At 35.5% G+C, this 18,984-nt stretch carries 19 protein-coding genes; 13 read left to right on the top strand and 6 right to left on the bottom strand.

Annotation, left to right across the window (positions count from 1 at the left end):
• Positions 1-45 precede the first annotated feature (45 nt).
• A complete protein-coding gene (gene dusA / locus A9G23_RS03155; RefSeq protein ID WP_065586236.1) occupies positions 46-1,008 on the bottom strand; it encodes a tRNA dihydrouridine(20/20a) synthase DusA in 963 nt (320 codons plus the stop codon).
• 178 nt (positions 1,009-1,186) lie between these two features.
• On the opposite strand from dusA, the gene A9G23_RS11835 reads away from it, so the two are divergent.
• Positions 1,187-1,438, top strand: a complete 252-nt coding sequence (locus A9G23_RS11835) for an integrase core domain-containing protein (RefSeq protein WP_065586235.1) — start codon at positions 1,187-1,189, stop codon at positions 1,436-1,438.
• Positions 1,439-1,575: 137 nt separating this feature from the next.
• Here the strand turns inward: A9G23_RS11835 and A9G23_RS03145 are convergent, their stop codons facing one another.
• Together A9G23_RS03145 and A9G23_RS03140 are read right to left on the bottom strand one after the other, a co-directional pair.
• The gene (locus A9G23_RS03145) at positions 1,576-1,890 is read right to left on the bottom strand and encodes a hypothetical protein (RefSeq protein WP_065586234.1); all 315 of its coding nucleotides are present in this window, start codon (positions 1,888-1,890) and stop codon (positions 1,576-1,578) included.
• A gap of 148 nt (positions 1,891-2,038) precedes the next feature.
• Positions 2,039-2,248, bottom strand: coding sequence for a hypothetical protein (locus A9G23_RS03140; RefSeq protein ID WP_065586233.1), 210 nt, complete (start codon positions 2,246-2,248; stop codon positions 2,039-2,041).
• Positions 2,249-2,950: 702 nt separating this feature from the next.
• On the opposite strand from A9G23_RS03140, the gene A9G23_RS03135 reads away from it, so the two are divergent.
• Positions 2,951-3,325: a DUF5362 family protein gene (locus tag A9G23_RS03135; RefSeq protein WP_065586232.1), complete on the top strand. Its 375-nt coding sequence runs from the start codon at positions 2,951-2,953 to the stop codon at positions 3,323-3,325.
• A gap of 90 nt (positions 3,326-3,415) precedes the next feature.
• Here A9G23_RS03135 and bamE read toward each other — a convergent pair whose 3' ends face one another.
• Positions 3,416-3,832: an outer membrane protein assembly factor BamE gene (gene bamE, locus A9G23_RS03130; RefSeq protein WP_065586231.1), complete on the bottom strand. Its 417-nt coding sequence runs from the start codon at positions 3,830-3,832 to the stop codon at positions 3,416-3,418.
• A gap of 208 nt (positions 3,833-4,040) precedes the next feature.
• Between bamE and A9G23_RS03125 the strand changes: the two genes are divergently transcribed.
• Positions 4,041-4,652 carry an FKBP-type peptidyl-prolyl cis-trans isomerase gene (locus A9G23_RS03125; protein ID WP_065586230.1) on the top strand — a complete coding sequence of 204 codons (612 nt, stop codon included), beginning with the start codon at positions 4,041-4,043 and terminating at the stop codon, positions 4,650-4,652.
• A 40-nt stretch (positions 4,653-4,692) separates the two neighbouring features.
• Here the strand turns inward: A9G23_RS03125 and A9G23_RS03120 are convergent, their stop codons facing one another.
• Entirely contained in the window at positions 4,693-5,889 is a 1,197-nt protein-coding gene (locus A9G23_RS03120; protein WP_065586229.1) for an MFS transporter, read from the bottom strand.
• A 134-nt stretch (positions 5,890-6,023) separates the two neighbouring features.
• Here A9G23_RS03120 and dapB point away from each other — a divergent pair, with 134 nt between their 5' ends.
• From dapB to tamB, 5 genes are all read left to right on the top strand, one after another.
• Positions 6,024-6,845 carry a 4-hydroxy-tetrahydrodipicolinate reductase gene (gene dapB, locus A9G23_RS03115; RefSeq protein WP_065586228.1) on the top strand — a complete coding sequence of 274 codons (822 nt, stop codon included), beginning with the start codon at positions 6,024-6,026 and terminating at the stop codon, positions 6,843-6,845.
• A gap of 7 nt (positions 6,846-6,852) precedes the next feature.
• Positions 6,853-7,353, top strand: coding sequence for a tRNA adenosine(34) deaminase TadA (tadA, locus tag A9G23_RS03110; RefSeq protein ID WP_081296913.1), 501 nt, complete (start codon positions 6,853-6,855; stop codon positions 7,351-7,353).
• A gap of 131 nt (positions 7,354-7,484) precedes the next feature.
• Entirely contained in the window at positions 7,485-8,024 is a 540-nt protein-coding gene (gene hpt / locus A9G23_RS03105; RefSeq protein ID WP_065586226.1) for a hypoxanthine phosphoribosyltransferase, read from the top strand.
• Between the two features lie 56 nt (positions 8,025-8,080).
• Positions 8,081-9,757: an autotransporter assembly complex protein TamA gene (gene tamA / locus A9G23_RS03100; RefSeq protein WP_065586225.1), complete on the top strand. Its 1,677-nt coding sequence runs from the start codon at positions 8,081-8,083 to the stop codon at positions 9,755-9,757.
• Position 9,758: 1 nt separating this feature from the next.
• Entirely contained in the window at positions 9,759-13,559 is a 3,801-nt protein-coding gene (gene tamB, locus A9G23_RS03095) for an autotransporter assembly complex protein TamB (RefSeq protein WP_065586224.1), read from the top strand.
• Between the two features lie 51 nt (positions 13,560-13,610).
• On the opposite strand, the gene mnmD is transcribed toward tamB, so the two are convergent.
• Positions 13,611-14,321 carry a tRNA (5-methylaminomethyl-2-thiouridine)(34)-methyltransferase MnmD gene (gene mnmD, locus A9G23_RS03090; RefSeq protein ID WP_065586223.1) on the bottom strand — a complete coding sequence of 237 codons (711 nt, stop codon included), beginning with the start codon at positions 14,319-14,321 and terminating at the stop codon, positions 13,611-13,613.
• Positions 14,322-14,409: 88 nt separating this feature from the next.
• On the opposite strand from mnmD, the gene A9G23_RS03085 reads away from it, so the two are divergent.
• The 5 genes from A9G23_RS03085 to rfaC all read left to right on the top strand — a co-directional run bounded on the left by A9G23_RS03085 (position 14,410) and on the right by rfaC (position 18,980).
• Positions 14,410-15,141: a 1-acylglycerol-3-phosphate O-acyltransferase gene (locus A9G23_RS03085; protein WP_065586222.1), complete on the top strand. Its 732-nt coding sequence runs from the start codon at positions 14,410-14,412 to the stop codon at positions 15,139-15,141.
• A gap of 9 nt (positions 15,142-15,150) precedes the next feature.
• Entirely contained in the window at positions 15,151-15,924 is a 774-nt protein-coding gene (locus tag A9G23_RS03080; protein WP_065586290.1) for a methyltransferase domain-containing protein, read from the top strand.
• Positions 15,925-16,026: 102 nt separating this feature from the next.
• Complete coding sequence (gene rfaD / locus A9G23_RS03075; protein ID WP_065586221.1) at positions 16,027-16,953, top strand: ADP-glyceromanno-heptose 6-epimerase; 927 nt, start codon at positions 16,027-16,029, stop codon at positions 16,951-16,953.
• 15 nt (positions 16,954-16,968) lie between these two features.
• Positions 16,969-18,018, top strand: a complete 1,050-nt coding sequence (rfaF, locus tag A9G23_RS03070; RefSeq protein WP_065586220.1) for an ADP-heptose--LPS heptosyltransferase RfaF — start codon at positions 16,969-16,971, stop codon at positions 18,016-18,018.
• Positions 18,018-18,980 (top strand): lipopolysaccharide heptosyltransferase RfaC, encoded by a 963-nt coding sequence (rfaC, locus tag A9G23_RS03065; RefSeq protein WP_065586219.1) that lies wholly within the window; start codon positions 18,018-18,020, stop codon positions 18,978-18,980. The genes rfaF and rfaC overlap by 1 nt, the downstream gene beginning before the upstream one ends.
• Positions 18,981-18,984: the final 4 nt, after the last annotated feature.

The raw sequence follows: 18,984 nt of genomic DNA, 5'->3' as shown, positions 1-18,984 counted from the left end.
ATTAGCGCCATTATAAAGCGAATATAATTGCTTTTTTATGGAATATTATTGAATGAATGTTAAAGCCTGTTCTACTACTTCGACCCCAGCTGCTTTTTTATGGGCATTCTCACTAAGATAACGTCGCCATTGCCTTGCCCCTTTACGTCCATTAAATATACCTAAAGTATGGCGCATAATATGGTTAAGTTGTGCGCCTTGCATTAGCTGCTGTTCGATATAAGGGTAAAGTGCACGAATAGCAGATAGAGGGTCGATGACGGAAGTATTTGTGCCAAAAATTTGCGTATCAATTTCAGTAAGTAATAGTGGGTTTTGATATGCTTCTCGTCCTATCATTACACCATCAACATACTGCAAGTGGTATTTTATTTCATCAATCGTTTTAATACCACCATTAATGGCTATCGTTAAATCGGGATAATCTTGTTTGAGTTTATAAACACGATCATAGTCAAGCGGAGGGATTTCCCGATTTTCCTTTGGGCTTAATCCTGATAACCACGCTTTGCGCGCATGCACAATGAACGTGTTAGTATAGGGCATGACTTTTTCAATAAATTGGCATAAAAATGCATAACTATCAAAGTTATCAATACCAATTCGGGTTTTTACTGTGACGGGGATATCCACCTGTTCTTGCATCTGTGCAATACAGTTAGCAACCAAATCGGCATTGCCCATTAGGCAAGCGCCAAACATACCATTTTGTACACGATCGGATGGACAACCCACATTTAAATTTATTTCGTCATAACCACGTTCTTGCGCTAATTTTGCACATTGTGCTAATGCTTTAGGATCGCTACCACCTAGTTGCAAGCTAACTGGATGCTCTTCATTATTGAAAGCTAAATAATCACCTTTTCCAAATAAAATCGCGCCAGTGGTCACCATTTCGGTATAGAGCAATGTTTGTTTGGTTAAAATTCGATGAAAATAGCGGCAATGCTTATCGGTCCAATCAAGCATAGGGGCAACGGAAAATTTATTCTTTGTTGAATTCATTGATACACCAATGTTTATAGCTGTTTTTATTGTTTATCTCATAAAATTATTTTTGCCTATTTTAATATATTTTTTCATTATCAGGCTTCCACGCCGATAGGACGAATAATTTAAGGCAAAAGATGACCCATTATATCATAGAGAAACGTGTCCGTGCAGACGCAACAGCTAGCAAAACATGAGGTACAAACTAGGTATCGAAAAGTTTGAGCATACCAAAACCAAGGCCTATACTCTGCAACCAAACGAGATGTATGAGCGATTCCATAAAACGATGAAAATCAAATATTATAACATTATGTTCAAGCGCAAGATGTATAATGAATTGTCTGAAACTCAATACGATATTGAGCAATGGCTTGAATTTTATAATAAGGAAAGAGTACATTCAGTTAAGTATTCTTATGACAAAACACCGAAACAAACTTAGCTAAGCGTAAAAGAGCTCGCGAGAGAAAAATAATTAAAAAATTTATTTTACACATCGGACACACATTTTGCTAAAATGAATTCCGATGAATAATAAGTGTTTGTCAAATTAAATTTGAGCTAATACAGTTTATAAAACTAATTACACATTTTGTTCCATAGGCTTTCAAAATCAACACCGAAAAAACCTGAATCCTGTTCTAAAACATATAAATCTTTATCGCTAACAATAAATCTTTGAAAACCCGTTTTATCTCCCAAAGAATTATTTGAATTAACCTCACCGCAAAACCCCTTTTGGTTTCTAAATTCGGCACTATCTGGGTCTTTTAAGTGGGGTGTTAAATATTCCCTTGCTAGTTGCTGCTGCTTCATTTCTTGCATCTCAGCATCATTATCAGCATACACTCCAAATCCAATAGTAAGACAAAATAAAAAAATTATTTTTTTCATGTCATATCCTTGTTAATTAAATTAACATCATAGTATAAAATTTAATTAAACAAATCAATGCTTATTTAGCCGCTCATTAGGTCGAGTCTGCTACTCTAATATCGATAACAGTGATTATTTTATCATCAGCTCGATCACCTTGTCGTTTTTATATTGATAATCTACCGTTACCAATATTTATTGGCCAATGGATAGCTAGATTACCACCTGATTTAGGATCTTGTAAAAGCTCCTTTAAATCAGTGTTCGCTCTAGTATCAACAACACACTTACCTTTATTAACTAACCAAGTACCTTCTATAAGAATACATTCAATACCACTATGAGCCATACCTGAAATAATTTGAGCTGTAATCATATGCTCTAGTTTTGATTTAGTCTGACACTTAACTTATTTTATAACTAAAAAATAGTCAGAAATAAATCAAACAGCAAAAATCTTCAAACACAAATTAGGACTTTTAGAGCTTGCTAAATAATTGGGAAACGTTCAACAAGTCTGTAAGATGATGGGGAATATTCATAACAGTTATTAACCCTTCAGAAAGTTGTATGAGCAAAGCAACTGGATAAATTATTGTACTCAGCAGACGCACATTTGACTAAAATTAAATCCATGAATCATTAATGTCTGTCAGATTAAGTAGCTAACTTGATGTTTTTGGGCTCTCTTAGGATTTCAGACACAAACATTCCAAGATCAATTCGCATCTTTTTACCGCACTACCAAAAAGGAGTTAACAAATATATCCTCCTTCTACACATAAATTAAATACAAGTTATCTTATACCGTTTTCAGTGATAATAAATACCCTATTGATTGAAATGGAGATTTATTACAAGAAGTTTAATATTTTTATGAAAGTTCCCAATGAGATCCTAACATGATCAGTAACTTTAAAATTTCAACGATGTTTGCCCTATTAAGCATTGGAGCAATGGAAAAACAATTAAGTATAGATTTTACGAGCAAAAAAATCTCGACAATTAATTAAAAATTGCTATTCTAGCTACCGATTTTTGATCATGTAATAAATAAATACATACATAGGGAATAAAAATGAATAACAATGAAACAAATACCATTTCGTTACAAGTAAGCGATTTACTGCAAAAATGCCTGCGTTTCATCGGTGTTATGCAACAAATTTTCGGTGTCTTAGTAATAATTAGTGGAGCAATCGCTTGTTTAGGAATCATTTCTGCTATTGTCGGCGTGCCAGTGATCATTGGTGGTATTAAACTTTTCCAATCAGGTAGTTCTTTTATTTTAACTGCAAAATTAAAACATAACGATGATCTTGTAAATGCAATTAATGGACTTCATGGATATTGGATGTTTATGCTAATTACTTTCATATTATCTGTAGCTATGTTTATCACAATGTTATTTCTTTTTACGGCATTAGTATCTTCCGCAATATACGGTTATTAACCCGTAACAACTTTTTAGTGAAAATTTAAATTTATTAATTAAGAATTTAGAAAAGTAAAAACCTCGTTAACTATGAGGTTTTTATTCCTATTAAGATTCAGTATTATCATCGTCAGATTTTGTATCAATTGGGTCTGATATATCTTGTTTATTCATTTCATCTAATGATTTAGATTCAGCTAGCGCTGAAGCTTTGATATCTTTTACTATGCCCTTTTCATCAAAATAAACTGCATACATTCTTTGGCTTACAGCTCCATGCTGTGGTTGTTGACGGAAAACATAATACCACACATTACCACCAAAAACTGAAGTTAACATGGGCGCACCCATAATAAATACAACCTGTTTTTTATTTTGACCAACTTGTAATAGATCAATAGCATCTTGTGTTACATAATTACCTTGGTTGATATCAGGTCTATAAACCCAACGATCAACGACTGAACAACCAGTTAATAAAACACTAGTTACAATTGCAAAAGCGGTAAATTTACGAAACGGCATCTAACTTTATCCATTAAAAAAATAATAGGGTGTATTATCGCTGATATTTTCCCTAAGTGCTAGCCAAATTGATATATTCTTTCACTATTAGACAACAATCAAGTTATCATTAAATCATTCTATGAATTATTACTTGACTTTTATTCTTGTATCAAACAACTTAATACAGTCACAATAAACGCTATTTTTAAACAATAAAAGGTAAAAAATGAAACTAGAGACAATAGATCAAAAAGCAAGTTATGCTATTGGATTACAAATTGGACAACAATTGAAAGAATCAGGCTTAAATAATTTAGAACTCAACGCATTAAAACAAGCAATGGAAGATGTTTTAGCCGGTAATCCGCCTGCACTACCTTTGCAAGAACTACATGATGCACTACGTCATGTACACGAACAAGCAACAAAAGAAAAAGCCAAACAAGCAGAAAAAATTGCTCAAGCAGGTAAAGATTTTCTTGCCAAAAACCTTGATAAAGATGGCATTAAATCGACTGAATCTGGTCTACAGTATGAAATCATCCAACAAGGTGATGGTGCCTTACCTAAAGCAACAGATCGTGTTCAAGTCCATTATACGGGGCAATTGATTGATGGTACTGTATTTGATAGCTCAGTAGAGCGTGGACAACCGGCTGAGTTCCCTGTCAATGGTGTAATTCAAGGCTGGGTTGAAGCGCTACAACTGATGCCTGAAGGTTCAAAATGGCGTTTATATATTCCTCAAGAGTTAGCCTATGGTGCTCAGGGAGCTGGCGCATCAATTCCACCATACAGCGCATTAATTTTTGATGTTGAATTATTAAAAGTTTTATAAGCAAGAATGGACGCTATTTGGCGTCCATTTGTTTTAAGTATTATCGTTTGGGAAGAAGATAGGCGCTAAATGCCGCCAGTAATAATAAAATACTCGCCGTACCAAACGCAACTAAATGAGTGTGTAAGTGATCGTAAGCCCATCCACCTAACCATGAACCCATCATCGCACCAATTTGATGCCCCAAATAGGTTAATCCAGAAAGTAATCCCACAATTTTTACACCATAAATATCTGCTGTAATAGCGCCAGACATTGACAAAGCGCCAGCCCAAACCAAACCACCTGCTGCTGCAATAGTAAAAAGCTGCCATTTAGTTGATGCTAAAACAAGAGTAATAAAACCTAAGCCTCGTATTAAATAGACCATCATCAAAATGTTTTTTCGTTGTACTATATCAGATAGATAACCCAAAACTAAGGTACTAAAAATAGCGACTAAACCAATCAAACCAATACCATTAGAACTGGTGATAGGATCAAAACCATGATCGATAAGCATTGGGACACCATGTGTTCCTAATAAATTCATACTGAAGCCACACGTAAAAAGCCCAAAACTCAGTTGCCAAAATGGACGTGTTTTTAACACATCTATAAGTTTGATACTAAACTCTATTTTTTGATTGATAACAGGCTCTATACTAGAATTTTCGATCTCAGATTGATTATCTTCCATAATAAACAAAGCAATAGGCAAGGCGATAATCATAAAAATTACAGCAAACGAAATTAGCGTTGTTTGCCATCCATAAATAGGAATGAAGAATGCAAAAACAGGTAACATCACTGCAATACCTGCCATACTTCCTGTTGATAAAATAAATAAGGCCAATCCTCTGCGTTTAATAAACCAACGCGCTATAATGGGCGTAAAGCTAACTGACCCCACAAAAGAAGTACCAAAAGATAATGCAATACCGAAAGATAGTAAAAAGCTCCAATAATCAGTTGAGTTAGCTGACCAAACTGTCGAGATAATAATAATGATCGCGCCTAATATTAGGACAAAACGAGTGCTATATTTACCCACTAAATATCCGGCTATTGGCATTGCAATACCTGAAAAAAGCATACCTATAGCAATAATTCCAGAAAGGACGCTACGGCTAAAACCGAGATCATTTGCAATGGGAAAAAAAAAGACCCCCATACTCATTCTCAACCCACTGGAAAGTAAAGTAAGAAAAGAAGCTGCAATAACGATATTCCAACCAAAATACCACGGAGATCGCATATTAACTCCTGATTATTTTTTATAGAAAACGGATCAAAAATTGTAGCATTAAAGTTTAGCTGATGTGTATAAGCTCTTTATTTTCCGTTATAATATTTATTTATCTACATTCACAAAAAGTTAAGGAAAGTCATATGTCAACAAACATGATTCGTATCGCGATCACTGGCGCGGGTGGCAAAATGGGACGGCAACTTATCCAAGCGGTTTCGCAAATCGAAGGGGTTACTTTAGGTGCAGCATTTGAACGAGATGGTTCATCATTAATTGGTAGTGATGCTGGTGAACTTGCAGGGATCGGTACTTGTGGTATTACAGTCACCGATAATCTAGAACAAGCTAAAGACCAATTTGACGTATTAATCGATTTTACGAGACCTGAAGGCACCCTTGCACACTTAGCTTTTTGTGTTGAAAATAAAAAAATGATAATCATTGGCACAACTGGTTTTGATGAGGTAGGCAAACAAGCTATTGCTGATGCAGCTAAAAACATTGCTATTGTTTTTGCCGCAAATTTCAGTGTCGGTGTTAACTTAGTGCTAAAATTATTGGAAAAAGCCACCAAAATTATGGGCGATTATACTGATATCGAAATTATTGAAGCGCATCACCGTCACAAGGTTGATGCGCCGTCTGGTACAGCATTAGCCATGGGTGAAGCTATTGCAGAGGCTCTTGATTGTAACTTAAAAGATCGTGCTGTTTACTGCCGTGAAGGTCATACTGGCGAAAGACCACAAGGCGCTATTGGCTTTGCAACTATCCGAGCTGGTGACATAGTAGGAGAACATACAGCTATCTTTGCCGATATTGGCGAACGTGTTGAAATTAGTCATAAAGCATCTAGCCGTATGACATTTGCTAATGGAGCTGTAAGAGCTTCACTCTGGCTTGCCAAACAACCCGTTGGTTTATACGACATGCGTGATGTTCTAAATCTCAATAATTTGTAATTTGAAAATGTCATCAGATGAAATTTGGATGCAACATGCATTAATGCTTGCTAATCGTGCCGAATCGATAGGAGAAATTCCAGTTGGTGCGGTGATTGTTGATGAAAATAATCAAATTATTGGTGAAGGTTTTAATCAACCCATTAGTAAGCATAATCCCACTGCTCACGCTGAAATAATAGCTATTGAACAAGCGGGTAAATTTTTGAATAACTATCGCATAATTAATACAACCTTATATGTCACTCTTGAACCTTGTATTATGTGTGCTGGCGCCATTATTCATAGCCGTATTAAACGTGTAGTATATGGTGCAAGTGATTACAAAACTGGCGCAGCAGGTTCTTTTATCGATATTCTTGCTCAGCAAGGCATCAACCATTATGCAGAAGTTAAAGGTGGAGTGCTAGCTAACGAGTGTAGTGCTATTTTAAGTGATTTTTTTAAAAAACGGCGTTTACAAAAAAAAATGACTAAAAATAGGTGTCAAAAAGTTTCAGGTAACTAGGCGCTTGAGTAAAAAATGCTATAATCCGCCCCCATCTTAGCATAATAAAATATGGATTCACTTATTCTTTTTAGCAAGGAATATTGCTAGAATCTAATTTAATTTTTTATAAGTAAATTTGAGCATTATTAATGAAAAAACACACATTAGAAATGATGATATCCGCTGAGGATATCCAAAAACGAATAATCGAATTAGGTACACAAATCAGCAAAGATTATCAACATAGCCAAAATGAACTGATCTTAGTAGGACTTTTACGTGGTTCTTTCATTTTTATGGCCGATTTAAGTAGGGCAATTAACGTCGGCCACGAGGTTGATTTTATGACAGCATCAAGCTATGGTAATGCTGTTATTAGTAACCGTGATGTTAAAATATTAAAAGACTTAGACGAAGATATCCGTGATAAAGATGTATTGATTATCGAAGATATTATAGATACGGGCAATACTCTCAGCAAAGTCATGGCTATTTTAAAATTGCGTCATCCACGCAGTATTGAAATTTGTACACTTTTAGATAAACCTTCACGGCGTGAAGTAAACGTTCCTGTTAAATATATCGGATTTTCCATTCCTGACGAGTTTGTTGTGGGTTATGGTATTGACTATGCTCAACACTACCGTCACTTACCTTATATTGGTCATGTCACTTTACTTGAATCTTAATATTATACGAGGTGTATGTGTCACGATTTTCCTGTTCATTAGGTTTACTTTTGGTGATGACAGCAACATCAAGTTATGCTGACATGAAATTATCCATCAAGGGATTAAAGGGAGAGCTTGCTGAAAATGTTGAGGCACGAACTTCATTAATTACACCAGACAAAGTTAGTGATAACCCGAATTTTAAACGTTATTTTGAAAGCGAAGCAAAAAAAGCACTACGCGCATTAGGTTATTACTCGCCAACCTTTGAATACAATGCACAAGATCCTAAAGTACTTGTTGTCAGAATATCACCAGGCAAGCCCGTATTAGTTGAGCAACTTAATGTTAATATTATCGATGACGGTCAACAAGACCCCGATTTTGAATATTTACTAAACCACGAATTGCCCAACATTGGTGATGTGTTAAATCATGGTATTTATGAATCATTTAAGAAAAGTCTACAAAATTTATCATTAAAAAAAGGTTACTTTGATGCCAATATGCCAAAACATCAGTTAGCTATTTTGATGTCCGAGCATCAGGCCTTTTGGAATATTGATTATACAACAGGTCAGCGTTATCGATTTGGGAAAGTGACTTTTCATAATGCCAAAATCCGTGATGATTATTTAGCTAATATTGTGCCATTTAAAGTGGGAGAGGAATATACTGCAGAACAGTTGTCATTATTAAATAGACGCCTTACCTCAACAAACTGGTTTAATTCGGTTGTGGTTGTCCCAGATTTTCCTCATGTAACAGAAGATAAAGTTCTTCCCATTGATGTAGAAACCTCACCTCGCAAAAAAAATAACATGGATTTAGGGTTAGGCTTTTCAACTGATAACGGCGTGCATGGTAAAATTGGTTGGAATAAACCTTGGATCAATAGCCGAGGACAAAGTTTTCAAAGTAACTTATCACTATCTTCACCAGAACAATTAGTGACCATGAGTTACAAAATTCCATTAAAAAAATCACCTCTTGAGCAATATTACACCATTCAGGGTGGGTATAAAAAAATTAATAATAATGATACCTATTCTCGTTCTTATACGTTTGGAGCTTTACGCAACTGGGATAATTTTTATGGATGGCAAACGTCACTAGGTTTTAATGTATTAAGTGATGATTTTACTCAAGGTGATGCAAGTTTTAAAACATTTTTGTATTATCCTTCGCTGAGCTTATCAAGAATCCGTTCTGATGGTGATTTATTAGCAATGTGGGGCGATTCACAACGTTATTCTGTTGAAGCTGCTGGAGAGTCATTAGGTTCCGATATTAATCTAGTACGCTTTCAAGCACAACAAACCTGGATTCGATCGTTACTAAAGTCACATCGATTTATAGCCCGTGGTAATTTTGGCATTATACAAGCAAGCAATTTTGATCGTGTTCCACCATCATTTAGATTTTTTGCTGGTGGTGAACGCAGTATCCGGGGTTACAGTTATCAGTCTATCTCGCCTAAGGATAAAAAAGGCAAGTTAAAAGGTGCATCTAAACTCATCACTGGTTCATTTGAATATCAATATAATTTAGCCGGATCATGGTGGGGAGCTACATTTGTAGATACAGGTGAAGCGATAGACAAAGTTGATAAAACCAAATTTTATACAGGAGCAGGTTTTGGCATTCGTTGGGCCTCTCCAATTGGGCCAATAAAAATCGATTTAGCAACACCATTGAGCAAAAACAGTGGTTCTGTTCACCTATATATTGGTTTAGGAAGCGAATTATAAAATGACTAGAAATACAGTTAAAATTAAAAAAGAAAAAAAATCAAAACCGATACATAAATGGAAAAAGCGAAGTATTGCCATTTTATCTATTATTGTTTTTCTAATTTTTTTTATTATTATATTTATATACACTAGTGTTGGTTTAAAGTTAACCACGTATGTTTTAAATAAATTTTTACCTGAGTTAAAGATAACGCAAGTTGAAGGTTCATTTCATGACCTGCATATCCAAGGACTCTCGCTTGAATTACCAAGTGTTAATGTTCAAGTCAATGATGCATCTTTTTCACTTTCTGGACTTTGTTTATTAAAAACTGAAGTCTGTATCAATCAATTTAATGCCAATGGTATAAAAGTTTCAATTAATGCTAAACAAAACGAAAGTTTGCCTGACGAACCTACTTCCGAAAAACATTTTGTGCTCAAAACACCGTTACCTATAGATCTTAAAAATACCCACCTAACCGATGTCAAAATCACTATTGATGATATGCAATTTGGCATGTCAGACTTTATAGGTAAAGCCACTTGGGTTAACAATCAGATTTATGTTTATCCTACTGTGGCAACAGATTTAAGCGCTATCTTTGCCGATAATAAAATAACCAATGTACCTGTTAAAACAACAGCAGAAGATATCGCGATTAATGAAAAAATTAGCCAAATTTTTAATCAACCACTGTTTGACTCATTGCCTCAAATTAATATTCCATTAGATATTAATGTAACCTGTTTTAAGGGTAATAACTGGTTATTACATATAGGAGGCCAAGATTATCGTTTCAATAATGTAGCCATTCAAACCAATATTGTTAATAGCCGTATCATTATAAAACAATTAGACACGGATGCTACCACCCCTTACGCAAGCGGACATGCTTCGGTTTCGGGCGAAATCACATTACGCGATGACTGGCCGGTATTAGCGCTAGTAAAAGCGAATACTGAGCAAAACCAATTTGATGCACAGTTTTCAGGCAAATTGCTGGGTGAGTTGTTGGCCAACACAACTCTTGATGGTTCAAATCAGATGAAACTAAGTGGACACATCAATTTTATTGAAAAATACCTGCCTATCATGATCCAACTCGAAGGTAAACATATCCAATGGCCAATTGAAGGAAAAGCGCAATATGAATTAAATGATTTTGCTGCATCAATAAATGGTAATGTAAAGCGATATCAAATATCAGCCAAAGGTAATATACAAGGGGAACAACTAGGCAATACTATGTTTGATATTGCAGGAAAAGGAACCAATCAAGATGCAAGCATTGATCACGGCATCGTTAAATTACCTCAAGGTGAGGTTAATATAGCGGGAAATATAAGTTGGTCACAAGCATTACAATGGGATACCAATATAAAACTCAATAATGTTGATCTCACTAAAGAACTGCCAACGAACCCAATTCGATTAAACGGTCAATTGAAAACGAAAGGTATACTAGAGAACGATAAATGGGCATTTAATTTATCCGATCTACAACTAAAAGGTAATATCAAGCATGCTGATTTATTGGCATCTGGTAGCGTGTTTATTAATTCTGAAAATAAAGCCACAGCGAATAATTTTACGATTCAATGGGGTAAAAATCAGATCGATTCAAATGGATCAACTGAAAAAGGCAATTTAATTGCGAAGTTAAATCTAGAATCATTATCTTTATTGGTTGATGATATGCAGGGATCAATTGCGGGTAATATAAAACTCAATAGCACACCTAATAACGCAATCATAGATACCAATTTAACCATTAATTCACTATCTTTTGACACGATAAAAGTTGCTAAAGCTAATCTTGTTGGCAAAGTTGAATATAAAAATCAAGTTAGTGGTAACATCATGCTAACTGGTCAATCAATAGAACTTCCAAGCCAAACCATCAAAAAAGCAACTATTGATCTGTATGGTAGTGAAAGCCAGCATACTTTAACCGTTAATATTGATGGTGAACCAGCATCATTAAAAACTTCGTTAACAGGACAGCTTGATAAAGCACGCACAAAATGGCACGGGACCATCCCTCACGCCCTACTCAATTTAGGCAATAACAACAATTGGCAACTCGCTAAATCTGTAGACTTAGCTTATGATGTGAATAATCAAATCCCAGCCATTAATGCCCATTGCTGGATAAATGGTAAGTCAACTATTTGCCTTGATAAACAATTTTTGCTAACTAAAAACAGCGATACGAGTATTACTTTAAAAGAAATTAATCTATCTAAACTACCGATACCTAACGATAGTGAAACCAAACTTGCGGGTAATGTAAATGGTAAAGTCATCATCCAATTTAAAAATGACAGTAAAATACCATCAATAAAAGCGAATATAACCAGTCATGATGTTTATATTCAACAAATGGTGACCTCGCAGTCGTTACCACTGCCTTTCGATCTTTTCAAGATTGATGCAGAATTTAATGAACAGCAAGCTAAATTAGATTGGAATTTTGGTCTGAATAAACTCGGAAAAATCAGCGGTAATTTTGTTATTACTGATCCAATCGAACAAAAAAAATTAGGTGGTCAATTGAATATCGATCATTTAGCGTTAGCAATTATTAATCCGTTATTAAACAGCAAAGATTATGCTAAAGGAGCCATTAATGGTCAGGTTAGATTTTCTGGATCATTAAATGCCCCATTGCTGACTGGTAGCATTAATTTACAAAATAGCGAAATAAAATCAAGCCAATTACCGATTGATGTTAAATCAGCTAAATTTGATATCAATTTCAATGGTAAATCATCTTCATTAAAAGGTATTTTAACCACTCAAGCCGGCAATGTTAATATTAATGGTAATGCTAGCTGGAATACCTTAGATAAATGGCAAGCTTCGTTAATAGTTAATGGAGCTGCCATGGAAGTTTCAGTACCGCCAATGATTATTATGTCCATTGTTCCAGATATTAAAATCAATGCAACACAAGATGAATTAACTTTATTAGGTAAAGTTAGCATTCCAAAAGGAAAAATAACAGTTGAATCGCTTCCGGCATCAAGTGTTGATGTTTCATCAGATGAAGTAATGCTCGATATAAATCGAAAAGAAATTAAACCTCAAGAATTTGGTATTAAAATCAATAGTCATCTTGAAATCAATATTGGTGATAATGTGACTGTCGATGCTTTTGGATTAAAAGCCTCGCTTAAAGGTAACTTAATAGCGGCACAAACTAACAAAGGGCTTGATCTGCATGGTGAAGTTTTGATTCCAACAGGTCGATTTCATGCCTATGGACAAGATTTGATTATTCACAAAGGCATCATTACATTTTCAGGAGCGACAGATCAAGCAATACTGGACATCGAAGCAATCCGCAATCCTGAATCAATGGAAAATAGCAATGTCACAGCGGGAATTCGTGTTACAGGATCCTCAGAGTCACCTAAAATTGAAGTTTTTTCAGACCCAACCATGTCACAGCAAGAAGCGCTGTCCTACTTAATTCGTGGGCACAGTCTTGATAGCACAGAACAAAGTGATAGTGATATGATGACAGCACTGCTGGTTGGTATTGGTACAGCAAAAACAGGTAAATATATTGGTGATATCGGTAATGTATTTGGTATCAAAAATCTAACACTTGATACGCAAGGCGCAGGTAATAACTCTAAAGTTGTAGTTAGTGGTTACATATTACCTAACTTACAACTCAAATATGGTGTTGGTATATTTGATTCACTGGCCACGTTTACTTTGCGTTACCGGCTAATGCCCAGCCTTTATTTAGATGCCACATCAAGCTTAGCACAAACATTGGATATCATTTATCAATTTGATTTTTAACTGTGCTAAAACTTGAAAAAGCGTTTTGCCTTGCCAATTTCCTTGGCAAGGTTATTCATCTCTATAACCAATTAACATTTCACGCTTCACCCCAAAACCTTTGCGTTTACGCACTTTGAATCCAGCATTAAGCAAATTTCGTCGCACAAATCCAGCCGCAGTAAAAGTAGCGAAAGTGCCATTTAATGCCGTTAATGCGTAACAATCTTTGAATAATGATTCTGCCCACATATCAGGGTTCTTAGCTGGCGAAAAACCATCAAAAAACCAAGCATCAATCAATACATTTCGCTTAGCTAAAAATTTCGAAAAATTGCTAATATCATCATAACATATCGTCAAACTAACGTTGTCAAACTGACAGGTAGAATCAATTAAATGAGTCTGAAGCTGCTTAGCTAATAGTAATAAACTATCATCCGAAATCACATTATTGTGAACTTTTATTAATTCATCTGATGATAACGGGTATTTTTCGACACTAAAAAATGCAAGATACTTAAGTATATGATTTGGATGTTGACTTCTAAAATGTAAAAATGTTTGCCATAAAAGCAAAAAGCTGAGTCCGGACCCAAAACCTGTTTCGCCAACGATAAATGTATCTTGTTTATGCCGTAAAAAACGCTGATATAAATCATTACCATCAATAAATACGTAAGTGGTTTCGTCAATTGCCCCTTTAGTATTAAAATACACATCATCAAAATAGGTAGACATTGGAGTTTGATTTTCGTCCCAAGTAATAGTCAATTTATGCATGCTTATCCTTTAAACAGAAGCATTTAACACACTGTATATTAGCGTAGATTATGTATATAATACACCAAGTTAAATTATGAGGTAAATTATGGTATTTCTTTTTCGCTTAATTAGTGTTGTGATAATTGGTGTTGTCGTTTGTTTATTAGGCATCATCTTTTGCTTATTCAACCCAAGGAATCCTAAAAATGTAGCAAGATTTGCTCATTTATTTAGTTATTTCTTTAAACCTCTATTAGGTGTAAAAGTTGATACTCGCTTAGTTCCTGGTATTAATAAAATAGGCAGCTGTGTTTATATTGCTAATCATCAAGATAACTATGACATCGTCGTAGCCGCTGATGTGGTACAGCCAAAAACAGTAACAGTTGGGAAGAAAAGTCTCGCTTGGATTCCATTTTTTGGGCAACTTTACTACCTTACAGGCAACATTCTTATCGATCGCAATAATAAATCAAAAGCTCACGACACGATTGGGCAAATAGTTGATGAAATCAAAAAACGAGGCATATCCATTTGGATGTTTCCAGAAGGGACTCGTAGTAGAGGTCGTGGATTGTTACCATTTAAAACGGGCGCATTTAAAGCTGCAATTGCAGCTGGTGTCCCCATTGTGCCAATTTGTGTATCGCAAACCAATGATATTAAATTAAATCGCCTAAACAATGGACATATCATTGTTGAAATGTTAGAGCCTATTGAAACCAAAGTTCTAAGCAAAGAAGATGCTGGAGCCTTAATGGAACAATGTTATAACCAAATGGCTACTAAAATAGCGCAAATAAACGATGAAGCAAAACAACTGAACAATCAAAAATAACTTATGACTATACAAGACCGTAATTTTGATGATATTAGCAACAAGTTTGCACAAAACATTTATGGTACAACCAAAGGTAAAATTCGTGAAGCAATAGTATGGCAAACACTAGAAAAGATCTTAGCAACCTACCCATCTGATAAACCACTAACCATACTTGATGCCGGCGGTGGGCAAGGTCAGATTGCCCTGCGACTGGCCAACCTCGGTCATAAAGTAACGCTTTGTGATATCTCTGAACAAATGCTAGAACAGGCAAAACAAAAGGCTCAAGCAGAAAAGGTATGTATAAATTGTCTTTGCTGCCCTATTCAACAACTTGATAACTTAATTAATAAACAGTTTGATTTAGTCATTTGCCATGCGGTATTAGAATGGGTAGCTGAACCAATTGAATTAATAAATTCATTAAAAAAACACCTTAAATCTGATGGTTATTTATCGTTAATGTTTTATAACTATCATGCACTTTTATTTAAAACTGTCACATTAGGCAATTTTGGTTACATACAGTCGGGCTTAGCTAAACGTAAGAAAAAGACACTGTCGCCGGATTTTCCAAGAGTGCCTAATGACGTATATCACTGGCTTACACAACTAGATTTTAATATATTACAAAAAACTGGAATTCGTATTTTCCACGATTATCTAACCAACAAATCCAAAGCAGAAACCCACTTTGAACAGTTATTAGAACTTGAACAAAAATACTGCCAAACTGAACCTTATCTTAATTTAGCAAGATATATATTAGTTACCGCAAAAAATAAAATAAACTCGTAAATAAACCCGCACTCGCTTATGCTTTTTTAAATGATTACTCGAAAATTTTGTCATAAATCTGTATTATAAGTAGATTAATTTTATTGGTTAAGGAAAATAAGCATGATTGTTGTAACAGGCGGCGCTGGATTTATTGGCAGTAATATTGTTAAAGGTTTGAATGATCTAGGACATAAAGACATTTTAGTTGTTGATGATTTAACTGACGGCACTAAATTTGCTAATTTAGCTGATTTAGATATTGCCGATTATATGGATAAAGACGAGTTTATTTCAATCGCCATCGCAGGGGAAGATAGGGATATTGAAGCTGTATTTCATCAAGGCGCTTGCTCATCCACTACGGAATGGGATGGCAAATTTATGATGGAAAACAACTATAACTATTCCAAAGACTTGCTACATTACTGTTTAGACTTCAACATTCCATTTTTATATGCATCATCTGCCGCGACTTATGGTGGACGCAGTGATAACTTTATTGAAGAACGCGCTTACGAAAAACCATTAAATGTTTATGGATATTCTAAATTCTTATTTGATCAATATGTAAGACAGCAATTACCCCAAGCTAATTCACCCATTTGCGGATTTCGTTATTTTAATGTCTATGGACCACGCGAATCACACAAAGGCAGTATGGCTAGTGTTGCATTTCATTTAAATGAACAAATTAACAAAGGTGAAAAACCAAAACTTTTTGCTGGCAGTGAGAATTTTAAACGTGACTTTATTTATGTTGGTGATGTCGTTGCGGTCAATTTATGGTTCTGGAAAAACAAAATTTCAGGAATTTTTAACTGTGGAACAGGTCGAGCAGAATCATTCCAAGCGGTCGCTGATGCAGTACTTAATTACCATAAAAAAGATGAGATTGATTATATCCCTTTCCCTGATCATCTAAAAGGACGCTACCAAAGCTATACCCAAGCTGATCTAACTAAATTTAGACAAACAAAATGTTCAATCGAATTTAAAACTGTTGCTGAAGGAACTGCTGAATATATGAAATGGCTCAACGAACAATAGAAAGGAATTAATTGAATGAAAACACTCATTATTGGTCCTTCATGGGTTGGTGATATGATGATGTCACAGAGCTTATATCGTACATTAAAACAACTTGATTCAAACAACCAAATTGACGTCTTAGCGCCTGCTTGGTGTCGAACTCTATTAAATAAAATGCCAGAAGTGAATCAAGCAATTGCAATGCCATTAGGCCATGGTGAGTTTGCTTTAACAAAACGTCGCGAAATAGGAAAATCACTGGGTAATAACCATTATGATCAGGCAATTGTATTACCTAATTCATTCAAATCAGCATTGATCCCTTTTTTTGCAAAAATTCCTAAGCGTACAGGCTGGAAAGGCGAAATTCGTTACGGTTTATTAAACGATCTGCGTAAACTCGATAAGCAAGCGTTTCCGTTAATGGTTGAACGCTATATTGCTCTAGCTTATCCTAAAGATCAAATTCATGCGGCTTCTGATTTACCACAACCACTATTGCGGCCTAAACTTAATGTCGAACAAGATGAGATAATCCACGCCCTTTCAACCTTTGCTATTACACAAGATGAACCTTTAATTGGCTTTTGCCCAGGCGCTGAATTTGGTCCAGCAAAACGTTGGCCTGATTATCATTACGCAGCACTTGCCGATATGTTAGTTAAACAGCATGCTAAAATTATTATTTTTGGTTCCCAAAATGATCGCGAAGTAGGTGAGCAAATTATTACCAAAATGATTCATCGTGATAAATGCATCAATTTAGCGGGGCAAACCCAATTAGAGCAAGCAGTTAGTCTCATTGCAGCTTGTAAAGCCATTGTGACTAATGACTCAGGATTAATGCATATTGCTGCCGCATTAGACAGACCACTAGTTGCACTTTATGGACCAAGTAGCCCTGATTTTACCCCACCACTGTCTGATAAAGCCGAAGTTATCCGCCTAATTACCGGATACCATCGCGTCCGTAAAGGCGATGCCGAACAAGGTTATCATCAAAGTCTAATCGATATTAAACCCGATACTGTATTTGAAACCTTGATGAAACTTATTATCCGTTGCCAAAAGAGTAATGAATAATGCGAGTATTAGTGGTTAAAACGTCATCCATGGGGGATGTGCTTCATACTCTACCGGCATTAACGGATGCTACCAACAACTTACCTGATATCACCTTTGATTGGGTAGTAGAAGAAAATTTTGCCCAAATACCCAGCTGGCACTTTGCAGTCAATAAAGTGATCCCCGTTGCAATAAGACGCTGGCGAAAAAATTGGTTTGCCAAAGCAATTCGCCAAGAGCGGCATGATTTTATTCATACCTTAAGGCAACAACAATATGATGTAATTATTGATGCGCAAGGACTCATTAAAAGTGCATTTCTTATTACTCGTAAAACCCAAGGCATTAAGCATGGTTTGGATCGAAAAAGTATCAAAGAACCTATTGCCAGTTGGTTTTATGATATAAAACACAATGTACCCAAACAGATGCATGCTATTGAGCGCATTAGATTGCTGTTTGCGCAAAGCCTACAGTACAAGCTACCTAATTCAATGGGTGATTATGCTATTGCACGCCACTTTTTATCTTCACTACCTAGCGATAATCAGCAGTATCTGATTTTTTTACACGCAACAACACGCGATGAAAAGCATTGGAATGAAGATGCTTGGCGAAAATTAATTAAATTAGTTGAACCGACAGGATTAAAAATAAAGCTACCATGGGGGGCGCCACATGAACAAGCAAGAGCAATTCGCTTAGCTCAAGGCTTTCAACATGTCGAAGTACTTCCCAAACTTCCACTTTCTAACATAGCAACGATTATTGCTGGAGCAAAAGCGGTTGTTTCGGTTGATACAGGATTAAGTCACCTAACAGCCGCATTAGATCGTCCTAACATTACTTTATTTGGCAAAACCGATCCAAATTTGATAGGCGGCTATGGAAAAAATCAATTCAGCATTATATCAAACGAAAAAAATATGCAAACCATTCAAGCCGAACAGGTTTATCAACAGTTAGTTAAATTTTTATAAGTGG

It is taken from the genome of Gilliamella sp. App4-10 (genome assembly GCF_001690495.1).
GTDB lineage: Bacteria > Pseudomonadota > Gammaproteobacteria > Enterobacterales > Orbaceae > Gilliamella > Gilliamella apicola_G.
The sequence above is the reverse complement of the archived record's forward strand: the minus strand, read 5'-3'. Positions and strand labels throughout refer to the sequence as shown.